This is a genomic window from Paenibacillus sinensis (assembly GCF_019904155.1).
Classification (GTDB): Bacteria; Bacillota; Bacilli; order Paenibacillales; family Paenibacillaceae; genus Paenibacillus_AQ; species Paenibacillus_AQ sinensis.
The window spans coordinates 13,890-24,312 of record NZ_JAHCMB010000051.1 but is presented as its reverse complement, the minus strand read 5'-3'; the positions used below and the strand labels follow the sequence as shown (position 1 = coordinate 24,312).

Annotated in this window: 8 protein-coding genes; 6 read left to right on the top strand and 2 right to left on the bottom strand. The window is 53.6% G+C overall.

Translation table 11 applies throughout. The annotated features are described in order from the left end of the window. Nucleotides 1–164 precede the first annotated feature (164 nt). From KIH86_RS06970 to KIH86_RS06960, 3 genes are all read left to right on the top strand, one after another. Nucleotides 165–581 (top strand): VOC family protein, encoded by a 417-nt coding sequence (locus tag KIH86_RS06970; RefSeq protein WP_223084880.1) that lies wholly within the window; start codon nucleotides 165–167, stop codon nucleotides 579–581. 332 nt (nucleotides 582–913) lie between these two features. Continuing rightward, the gene (locus tag KIH86_RS06965) at nucleotides 914–2,671 is read left to right on the top strand and encodes an ABC transporter ATP-binding protein (RefSeq protein WP_223084879.1); all 1,758 of its coding nucleotides are present in this window, start codon (nucleotides 914–916) and stop codon (nucleotides 2,669–2,671) included. A 1-nt stretch (nucleotide 2,672) separates the two neighbouring features. Beyond that, nucleotides 2,673–4,526, top strand: coding sequence for an ABC transporter ATP-binding protein (locus tag KIH86_RS06960; protein ID WP_223084878.1), 1,854 nt, complete (start codon nucleotides 2,673–2,675; stop codon nucleotides 4,524–4,526). Nucleotides 4,527–4,669: 143 nt separating this feature from the next. Here KIH86_RS06960 and KIH86_RS06955 read toward each other — a convergent pair whose 3' ends face one another. Continuing rightward, nucleotides 4,670–5,704, bottom strand: a complete 1,035-nt coding sequence (locus KIH86_RS06955; RefSeq protein WP_223084877.1) for an HD-GYP domain-containing protein — start codon at nucleotides 5,702–5,704, stop codon at nucleotides 4,670–4,672. A 70-nt stretch (nucleotides 5,705–5,774) separates the two neighbouring features. Next, the gene (gene moaD, locus KIH86_RS06950; protein ID WP_223084876.1) at nucleotides 5,775–6,500 is read right to left on the bottom strand and encodes a molybdopterin converting factor subunit 1; all 726 of its coding nucleotides are present in this window, start codon (nucleotides 6,498–6,500) and stop codon (nucleotides 5,775–5,777) included. Nucleotides 6,501–6,637: 137 nt separating this feature from the next. Between moaD and KIH86_RS06945 the strand changes: the two genes are divergently transcribed. From KIH86_RS06945 to KIH86_RS06935, 3 genes are all read left to right on the top strand, one after another. Further along, nucleotides 6,638–8,080 carry a bifunctional metallophosphatase/5'-nucleotidase gene (locus tag KIH86_RS06945; RefSeq protein ID WP_223084875.1) on the top strand — a complete coding sequence of 481 codons (1,443 nt, stop codon included), beginning with the start codon at nucleotides 6,638–6,640 and terminating at the stop codon, nucleotides 8,078–8,080. 91 nt (nucleotides 8,081–8,171) lie between these two features. Further along, nucleotides 8,172–8,996: an undecaprenyl-diphosphate phosphatase gene (locus tag KIH86_RS06940; protein WP_223084874.1), complete on the top strand. Its 825-nt coding sequence runs from the start codon at nucleotides 8,172–8,174 to the stop codon at nucleotides 8,994–8,996. 143 nt (nucleotides 8,997–9,139) lie between these two features. Next, nucleotides 9,140–10,216, top strand: a complete 1,077-nt coding sequence (locus tag KIH86_RS06935; RefSeq protein WP_235775297.1) for an HD-GYP domain-containing protein — start codon at nucleotides 9,140–9,142, stop codon at nucleotides 10,214–10,216. Nucleotides 10,217–10,423 lie beyond the last annotated feature (207 nt).

Here is a 10,423-nt window from a genome sequence, read left to right as displayed (position 1 = left end):
CGGCTGATGAGCCCGATCGGCAACCCATTCCATGCAAAAAGAGCAGTGTGGCGCTAATCTCTACGAGAAAGATGTTTCTCAGATTATAGCTTTACACGAACGTGTGTTCTAATATATACTGGAAAAGGAAATCCTAATCCACTGTGAAAGGATGCTGAAACGCATTGGCGAAGCTGGTTATCTACTTGAATTGTGAGGATGCTAGAAGTCAGGCAGAATTTTATACCGAAGCATTGGGTGGAGAAATACTGAACATGGTGACATATGAAGCGGGTCCCTGGGGTGAGACGCCGGAGAAAGACAAGAATAAAATCATGCATATGAGTTTTACGGCGGGCGGTGTGCTCTTCCATGCGTGTGACTCGTTAGGAGAGCCGGTTCAGCGGGGAAATGGCGCTTTTTTCTATCTGTCTTTCGAGACAGAAGAAGAGGCTTATGCTGCATTTGAACGTCTTTCGGCTGGGGGCGAGGTAATCGAGAGTCTTAAGGTACAGTTCTGGGGGGACTTATTCGGCCAGCTCAAGGATCGATATGGTGTGATTTGGCAGATTGCGCTTGAGAATCCGCGTCCTTCTATGTAGTCATTTATAACAAAATCATTCATAACGGAGATTGAGAGAAGCAGGCAGCTTCCCGGATTGGGGAATGCGGACAGCCTGCTTCTTGTTTTTTGGACAGACTGGCAGATCCGCTTTTGTACAGGATGAGGATTGTTCAGTAATCCAGAGGAAAAGGAAGAAATCTATGAATGTGCCGGGCCCAGGAAATCCTTTGAACGGTAATTCCTTGAATCACGTGATTTTTGATTGTTTTTGCGCTTTGCTCCAGGATTAGAGCGATGTTAAACTGCTTAAAGTCACCATAAAAAGAAAGCGCTAAATTTCAAGAAAATGTGAAATAAAGGAGGAGAGAAATGGAAGTTCTTAGGCAACTGCGGGGCTTTTACCGGGAGAGGCTGCACTATTTGTATATTTCGATTATATGCCTGGCCGCCGCAACCGCAGTGGGATTGATTACACCCAACCTGCTCAGGAAGCTGATCGATGAGGTAATTGTCCCCATGAAATTCGATCAGGTTCCCGCTCTGGCCCTGACTGTTTTGGGGGTCGTAGTCGTAAAGGCATGTCTGCAGTTCGGACACGGATTCTTCGGAGGAAGGCTCGGCAATTTTCTGGCTTACCGACTGCGCAACGCCTGCTATGAGAAGCTGCAGTATTTGTCATTTCATTATTATGATACCGCGAGGACAGGAGATCTGATGTCCCGGCTGACCGGAGACCTTGAAGCGATCCGTTTGTTCATCGGCTTCGGATTCGCCCAGCTGCTGAATGTCTTCTTCATGGTGTTGTTCGGCTCCATCGTCATGTTCTCGCTGAATTGGCAGCTCACGCTGATTACGTTGATCACAATGCCGCTGCTGGCTGCGGTGGCTTTTAAATTCGAGTCCCGGATTCATCCCGCGTTTCAGGAGATGCGTCTCGCACTCGGCGCGTTGACGACCGTCGTGCAGGAGAATGTAACGGGTGTGCGGACGGTCAAATCTTTTGCCCGGGAACCTTATGAGGTAGAGAAATTCTCGGGGCGCAACAACCGCTATAAGGATAACCAGCTTGAAGCCGCAGGCCTGTGGAGCCGTTTCTTTCCGATTATGGAATTCCTGGCATGCGCTTGTATCGCCATCCTGCTCGGCGTCGGCGGAACGCTGGTCATCAAGGAAGTCATGTCGCTTGGTGAACTTGTCGCCTTTTTCAGTCTGATCTGGTACATTATCGGTCCGGTCTGGGGGCTCGGCTTCCATATTAACAACTACACCCAGTCGAAGGCTTCCGGAGAGCGGGTTCTGGAGGTGCTCAATCATCATATCGATGTGCAGGATAAACCGGAGACGGTGGAGCTGCCGACCGAAGGGGTAAAAGGGCATATTGTTTTTGATCATGTGACCTTTGCATATGGCAACAAGCTCCCGGCTGTTACCGATTTGAGCTTTGAAGCCAAGCCAGGCTCGGTTATCGGATTTCTGGGAGGAACCGGGTCAGGGAAATCGACGGTTATTCAGCTGCTGATGCGGGCGTATGACGTGAATGATGGCCGCATTCGTCTCGACGGCGCAGATATAAGAGATATTGGCGTCAGAGAGCTGCGCGGGCAGATCGCCGCCGTATTCCAGGAAACATTCCTGTTCTCTTCCTCCATCCGTAACAATATTTCATACGGGCTGAAGGATGTCTCTATGGAAGAGATCATCCGCGCGGCCAAGCTGGCCAAAGCGCATGAATTCATCATGGAAATGCCGGAAGGCTACGAGACGATTGTCGGAGAGCGTGGCCTTGGTCTGTCAGGCGGCCAGAAGCAGCGTGTCGCGATTGCGAGAGCGCTGCTGAAGAACCCGCGGATTCTTGTACTGGACGACGCTACGAGCGCGGTTGATATGGAGACGGAGCATGAAATCCAGACGGGCTTCCAGGAGGTCATGCGGGACCGGACGACGCTGATTATCGCCCACCGGATTTCCTCGCTGCGGCATGCGGATCTCATTCTTGTCATGGATGAAGGAAGTGTGGCGCAGCGCGGCACACATGAGGAATTGATCTCGGTTCCCGGTCCTTACCGCGACGTATACCGGATTCAATACGCCGATTATCTCAAGCGACAGGCCGGGGGTGAGAACTGATATGAGCCATTTAACGGTACAGAGCAAGAATGGCAAGCGCCCTGAACCCATAGAGCCCAAACTGGACGAAAGATTCGTCTATAAAGATGACGATGCCATCGACAAAGCATTCGACTGGAAGCAGTTCAGCAGGCTGTTCGGTTATATGAGACCGTATGCGAAACAGATTATGCCGATTATTCTGCTGATGATGGTGCTGGGAACCATAACGAAGCTGGCCGTTCCATTTCTGACGAGCCTTGCGATCGACAAGGCAATTGCACCCAAGACAGGCGGCCCAAGCCTGACCATGCTGTACGGAATTACGGTGGCGGTCATTCTTCTGTTTCTTATCCAATGGGTTGCCGGCGTATTCCGAATCAAGTACACCAACCTGATGGGGCAGCGGGTCATCTACGATCTGCGGGCGGATTTGTTCAAGCATATCCAGAAGCTGAGCTTTAACTTCTTCGACAAGCGGCCTGCCGGTTCGGTGCTGGTGCGGGTAACGAACGATATCAATTCCCTGCAGGATCTGTTCACGAACGGAGTCGTCAATTCGGTAATTGACTGCGTTCAGTTGGCGGGGATCATTATTATTCTCCTGCTGCTTAACTGGAAGCTGGGACTCGCCGTGATCATCACGGTGCCGATCATGTTCCTCGTATCCACCAAGCTCAGAAAGACCATCCGGCTGGCCTGGCAGCAGGTCCGGATCAAGACTTCACGGATCAATTCCCATTTGAATGAGTCTATCCAGGGGATACGGGTAACCCAGGCCTATACCCAGGAGCAAGAGAATATGCTCTACTTCGATGCCATGAACAAAGACAGCAAGAAGTCCTGGGACAAGGCATCGGCGCTCAATCAAGGATTCGGACCGATCATCGAGATCACAGGAGGGCTAGGAACGCTGATCCTGTTCTGGCTCGGGGCCCATCTCATTCAGACCGGAAACCTGACGGTCGGCGTACTGGTGGCTTTCAGCACCTATGTCAGCAACTTCTGGGACCCGATCAACCGGCTGGGGCAGACTTACAACCAGTTGCTGGTGGCTATGGCTTCCTCCGAGCGCATTTTCGAATATCTGGACGAAGAGCCATTGGTTAAGGACAAACCGGGCGCCAAGCCGATTCCGACGATCCACGGGGATATCCGTTTTGAGAATGTCAGCTTCGAATATGAGCCGGGCCGTCCAGCCCTTAAGGGAATCAATCTGGACGTTCAAGCTGGTCAGTCGATTGCCCTTGTCGGTCATACGGGCTCAGGCAAGAGCACCATTATCAACCTGATTAGCCGGTTCTACGATATCTCGGGAGGCCGAATCACCATTGACGGCATGGATATCCGGAATGTTACACTTATAAGCTTGCGCAGCCAGATCGGAATCGTGCTCCAGGACACGTTCATCTTCTCGGGTACAATTCGGGACAATATCCGATTCGGACGGCTGGAGGCCACTGACCGGGAGGTGGAGGAAGCAGCGAAGGCTGTCGGCGCACATGAGTTTATCGTGAAGCTAAAGGCCGGCTACGACACCGAGGTGGAGGAGCGCGGGAGCGCGCTGTCCATGGGTCAGCGCCAGCTGTTATCCTTCGCAAGAGCGCTGCTTGCGAACCCTCGCATTCTGATTCTGGATGAAGCGACGGCCAGCATCGATACCGAGACGGAGCTGAAGATCCAGGAAGCGCTGAAGGTGCTGCTGCAGGGGCGAACCTCCTTTATTGTGGCGCACCGCTTATCGACAATCCGCCATGCGGACAATATCGTCGTTCTCGATCACGGGGAAATCAAAGAAACCGGTAACCATCACGTTCTGACGGAGCGGGGAGGCATATACAACGGTTTGATCGAAGCGCAGTTCCGGTTTTTGTAAGTGTGTGCCTGACGGCTTCCTTCTATATAATAGAAGGGGCTGCCCGGGCAAGGCACTTAAGTCGGGGCAGACAAAGGCAAAGCGGGTATCCCGGAAGTCATCATTGATGATTTCGGGATACCCGCTTTCGATTGGTCCATGCGCTATTCCATGTATATTTCAATAATGGAGATATGCCGTTCGCGCGACAGATCGATGAAGCTGCTGCCGCTCTGTACAAGGGGCCGAAAGACGTCGACCGGATTGTTCAGAATAATGATGCCCATGTCGCCGGTGCTGAGGAGCACTTTTTTGCCGATAAAATTAGGCATCAGATGCTGGATAAAGGCTTGTACGGATTTGGCGTTCAGCTTGCCGAAGCTTAAGTTGTGAAGCTCCCTCAGAACGGTGATTAATTCCTGCCTCGACTGATAGACGCGGGCGGTAGTCATCGCGCTGTAGACGTCGGCGATCGCTGCGATTTGGGCATAGGGATGAATTTCACTCTTGAGAAGCTTGGCGGGATAGCCGGAGCCGTCTTCGCGTTCGTGATGCTGAAGGGCGACAAGCGCTGTGCTGTGGTCGGACATGGAGCTCCGGATAATTTCGTAGCCGTAAGTCGTATGCCGCTTGATCTCTTCGAACTCCTCGGGTGTAAGCTTGGATGGCTTGTTCAGAATGTCGGCTGGAATCCGGCACTTGCCAATATCCAGCAAATAGCCTGCCCGCGATATCTGGTAGCATTCATTCTTGGAATATCCAAGCCATGATGCAATATAATAACTTAGCATGCCGACCTGAAGGGAATGGGTGTATGTATATTCATCGTCACGGTCCAGCAGCAGAAGCAGTGTAACCACGTCTTTATGCTGGTCTAGCGAGCTGAGGAGCGGCTGCAAAATATCGTCAACCATCGTTTGGTTGAAATTGCCTTTGGCCAGAGCTTCCATATAGAGGGATTCAAAGCCCTGGATGGTCTGGTCAAAATTGGCGGCAACGCTGCGGATGATCGATGGAGATAAAGCGGCCTGCTCCGCAGGACCTTCAATGTCCACATAATCCACACCGTGCTGGAACAGCCTGCTGATGTCCTCAAGCTTCAGCTGAGTTCCTTTGGATAATACATGAAGACCCTTGCTGTTGAACGTATCGTTCTTTAAACAGTCGCCGGGCTTAAGATCCGTGACGTGCACTCTCAAAATTAATGCCACCTCTGCCTGTCATATTAATATGGACTAACAATAAATCGGGAGGATGCCCTATTGCAAATCAGCTCTTTGGATTAGGCCACAGCCCGCTGAACTTCGCGTCGGCGCCTTTCCAGGTTCCGCCTGATGTGTCGATATCCTTCTTCCAGATTGGAACCATGCGCTTGAGCTCCTCTATGGCGAAGCGGCTGGCTTCGTAACAGGCGTCGCGGTGCGGGGCGGATACGGCAATGATCACACTGGCTTCCTTGACGGCAACTGTTCCGATACGGTGTGAGATGGCGCATCGGCCCTGCCAGCGTTCACGGACTTCCCGGCCGATTTCTTCAAGCTTGGCGAGGGCCATAGGGGCATAGGCTTCGTAAAATAAAACCTCGGTCCGCTCCTCGCCGGTCATTTCGCGGGTGGTTCCGACGAATACCAGGGAAGCGCCGTGGTTATTGTCCAGCACTTTCTCCAGGGTTTCTTCCGCTAGAAGGGGATTCTCCGTCAAGACGTACAAGTCATTCTCCGGCGAGGCCCCCTCCGTATGGGAGGGCTCGCCGCCGGATACCGGGGGGATCAGGGCAACTTCCGAGGCTTCGGTGATCGCGGTGTCTTCGGGCGCGTATTCGCGGTCGACCGCTACCATCGAAACGGAAATTTGGCCTGCGGCCTCGGGATACGAGGAGGACAGCAGCTCTTTAAGTCTGCCTGCGGTTATGGAGTGCTCGTCCACCTCGTAGCGGAGTGCCTGGGAGCCGATAGCCTCGGCCAGACCCGCAAAAAGTCGAATGGAAATGTGCATCTTGGATTCACCTCGAAATGATCATAATGACTACAATATACCATAATAGCTGTGAAAATGTTATGCTAGGCACTATAGACAAAATAGCCCGCTGCCCCCTTGGGGGACGAGCGGTAAGGCCGGAAGGAGCTTGGAAGATGAGGCTTGAAACCGGGAGAGTTACGATTCTACATACGAATGATATTCATAGCCATTTCGATTGGATGAGCCCGATTGCTTCTGCGGTGGACAAGCAGAGGAAAGACGCCAGAGGTCCTGTGGTGCTGTTCGACATTGGAGACCACATGGATAGGGCCGCGGCGGAAACTGAAGGAACCCATGGGCTGGCCAACATGGATATGATCAATCTTACCGGTTATGACGCCGTTACGATCGGCAATAATGAAGGCCTTACCTTCTCCGCCGAAATGCTGGCCGCCGTTTATGCGGGAATTCTGTGCCCGGTTGTATGCTGCAACTTTGTGGAGAGCGCCACGGGTGAGCCTCCGAAGTGGATGAAGAAGCATGCCATCCTGGAGAGGGATGGGGTGAAGATCGGAGTGACGGGCGCCACCGTTCCGTTCACTTCCTTTTATTCGCTGCTCGGCTGGGACGCCCTGGAGCCGGAGGAATGCTTGCGGGAGCAGTGCCGTCTGCTCGCCCCCCAGGTGGACCTTCTCGTAATCCTGTCCCACTTGGGCTTGCCTGCCGACAAACATCTGGCGGAATCGCTTGAGGGGGAGGGGGTTCACGCCATCTTGGGCGGGCACACGCATCATCTCCTGGAAGAGCCGCTGATGATCGGCGGAACGGCCGTATGCGGGGCGGGCAAATTCGGCCGCTATCTCGGGCGTCTGGTGTTCGAACGCGAAGCTCCGGGGGGGCCTTTCCGATATGTGGAAGGATCGTGCATAGCCGTCGATCCCGCCGGCCGGGATGAAAGGGTGTCGGCAGCGGCGCAGCTGTCGCTGGAACGCGGCAGGGAAGCGCTGAGCGAGACGGTTGTCATTACAGGACGAAGCCTTGAGCTCGACAACGGCGGGGATTCGCCTTTCGCCAATCTGTTGGCGCAAGCGATCCGGCGGTTTACAGGCGCGCGCTTCTCCCTGGTCAACTCAGGCCAGCTGCTTGGTCCGCTCCCTGAAGGGGAGATTACAACCGGCATGCTGCACAGCCTGTGCCCTTCTCCGATCAATACATGCGTCATGACGCTGACGGGCAGGGAGATCAAGACCGCCCTCAGCCAGAGCCTCAGCGCCGAATTCAGGGAGAAGCCCATCTTCGGATACGGATTTCGCGGCAAATATCTCGGCGGATTAGCGGTTGACGGAATAAGCATCTTGTACGATCCGGCCGCCATGCCTTATGATGACAATGTTGCAGTTTTTGTCGAAGGGCAGCCGCTTGCGGATGAAGAGGCGTACACGGTCGGAACGATCGACATGTTCACCTTCCGGCTTGGCTACGAATCCATTGCCGAAGGGAAGGACGTGCGGTTTCTTTTGCCTTATTTTCTGCGGGATCTGCTTCGGATCGAACTGCAGAGACCGGGCAGCCTCGAAGAATGCCGTATCCCCAGATGGAAGTCTGAAACGCCCTGAGCGTTTCGGCTTTCTGTTCCGGTTGACTGGCCGGCCGGCGGTATACGCCGCCAGGCTGGTAACCCTACATTGAATTGTTTAGGAGGCCGTTATGGATACTATTACAGCTATTATTTTGGCAATTGTAGAAGGCATTACCGAATTTATTCCCGTTTCCTCCACCGGTCATATGATCTTGACTGCGCGGCTTCTGGGCTTCAGTGATCAGGACGATTTGATGAAGACCTTTGAAATCGTGATTCAGCTTGGCGCCATTCTGGCGATCGCGGTCGTCTACCGTACTCGTATTCTGAATTTGCTGGGGATCGGACGGTCGCGCGATAGAGGAGGCGTAGTGCCGCGTTCCCGGCTTAACCTCATCCATGTGCTGCTCGGGATTGTACCGGCGCTCGCCGTAGCGTTCTTCGCCCGGGACTTTATCAAGAGCCTGTTCAGCGCAAGCACTGTGGTGTGGGCGCTTGTTGCGGGCGGTATTTTGATGATCGTGGCAGAGTGGGTCAACAAGCGGAAAGTCCGCATCACCGCCCAGGAAATGGATGACTTGTCTTATGGCCAGGCGCTGGCGATCGGTCTCTACCAGATTATCTCCGTTCTGTGGCCCGGCTTCTCGCGCTCCGGATCGACCATCTCAGGCGGGATGCTGAGCGGCGTCAGCTATAAGGCATCAGCCGACTTCTCGTTCCTCATCGCCATTCCGATCATGTGCGCGGCTTCCGGCTATGAACTGCTGGATTCCTACAAAGAAATTACCGGAGATTCACTCGGTTTGTTCGCTATCGGATTTGTTCTCTCGTTCATTGTGGCCTATGTGGTGGTGGTGCTGTTCATGCGCTTTATCCAGAAGATCCGGCTGACCCATTTTGCCATTTACCGTTTCCTTCTCGCGGCCTTCTTCTGGCTGTTCATTATGCGCTGATTCCGGTCCCGGCGGCCGCAAGCCGCCCGGCCAGCCGGGCCTACCCGACTCCCTTGCCGCATGCGGCAGTAACGGTATGGTAGAGGAAGAGATGTTGGATATCAGTTAGGCACCTTATTACCGTTAGGCAGGAGTGAGCCCATTTGCGTTTGGTACCTATCAATCGGCTTCAGGAGGGCATGAAGCTGGGCAAAAAAATATATAACGACGAAGGCCTGGTGCTGCTCGCGGACGGTGTGGAGCTTACCTCTTCCCTGATTAGCCGTCTTTCTACCATGGATATCGGTTATGTATACATACATGATGAATTGACGGACGATATCGAGATTCCCGAGATGCTGCATGATGAGACCCGAACCCAGGCGCTGAAGGCGATCCGCAGCCAGTTTCAGGAGATGTCGAACAGCTCGGGCATCACGAAAGGATTCTACCATCTGGACAAAAAGTTCTCCAGAATCATGGACTCCATCCTGGACGACATGTCCCTGCAGGAAGATCCCATGATCATGCTTCACGACATGCATACAACAGACAATTATCTGTACATCCATTCCCTGAATGTCTGTCTGTACTCCCTTGTTCTCGGCATCGCGCACGGCTATAGCAGGAACGAGCTTAGGACGCTCGGTCTTGGCTCGCTGCTTCATGACATTGGCAAGACCCAGATTCCGGTCAAAATTGTCCAGAAGCCGGGGATGCTGAACGACGAAGAGTTCCGGCATATGAAGGCGCACACCGAGATCGGATTCAACATTTTAAAGGAGGAGCCCAACATCCCGCTGGTTGCCGCCCACTGCGCCCTGCAGCATCATGAGCGGATTAACGGCTCGGGCTATCCCAGAGGCCTAAAAGGACCGGAAATTCACGAGTATGCAAAGTGGATCGGGGTCGCCGATTCTTATGATGCCATGACATCCAACCGGGTTTACAAAAGAGCCATGCTGCCGCATCAGGCGGTCGAGGCGCTGTATGTCGGCTCGGGAACGCTCTACGAGCAGAGTCAGCTCGAAATATTCCGGGATCGGGTGGCGATTTATCCGATCGGTCTGACCGTCAACCTCAGCACCGGAGAACGGGGGGTCGTCGTCAAGATCGACCCCAGCATTCCGCACAGACCGGTCGTGCGGGTCAATTCGGGACCGGATAACGAGCCGATCGTCCCTTATGAAATCGATCTTCGTCAAGTATTGTCCGTCGTGATTTCCGGAGTGATGGAATAGCGGCGGGGAATGACAACATCCGCGCGGAAGGACCGCCGGAAGCTGCCTGCACGCAGCGGGAACCGTGAACAATGAAGCCTACGCCGGAGAGGTCTTCGAAGTTCCCGCTTCCGGCTGCTTTTGTTGTTCTCTGGGAAAATTGGGGTTTTTCACGCCGTTCGTGGTATGATATCAAGTAAAACCGAGGAACCCGGCACTTTTTTGGGT

Excerpts from the sequence above, each read along its gene's own strand:
- KIH86_RS06965 (WP_223084879.1), top strand. The coding sequence starts at position 914 with ATGGAAGTTCTTAGGCAACTGCGGGGCTTTTACCGGGAGAGGCTGCAC.
- KIH86_RS06960 (WP_223084878.1), top strand. The coding sequence starts at position 2,673 with ATGAGCCATTTAACGGTACAGAGCAAGAATGGCAAGCGCCCTGAACCC.
- moaD (WP_223084876.1), bottom strand. The coding sequence starts at position 6,500 with ATGCACATTTCCATTCGACTTTTTGCGGGTCTGGCCGAGGCTATCGGC.
- KIH86_RS06945 (WP_223084875.1), top strand. The coding sequence starts at position 6,638 with ATGAGGCTTGAAACCGGGAGAGTTACGATTCTACATACGAATGATATT.
- KIH86_RS06940 (WP_223084874.1), top strand. The coding sequence starts at position 8,172 with ATGGATACTATTACAGCTATTATTTTGGCAATTGTAGAAGGCATTACC.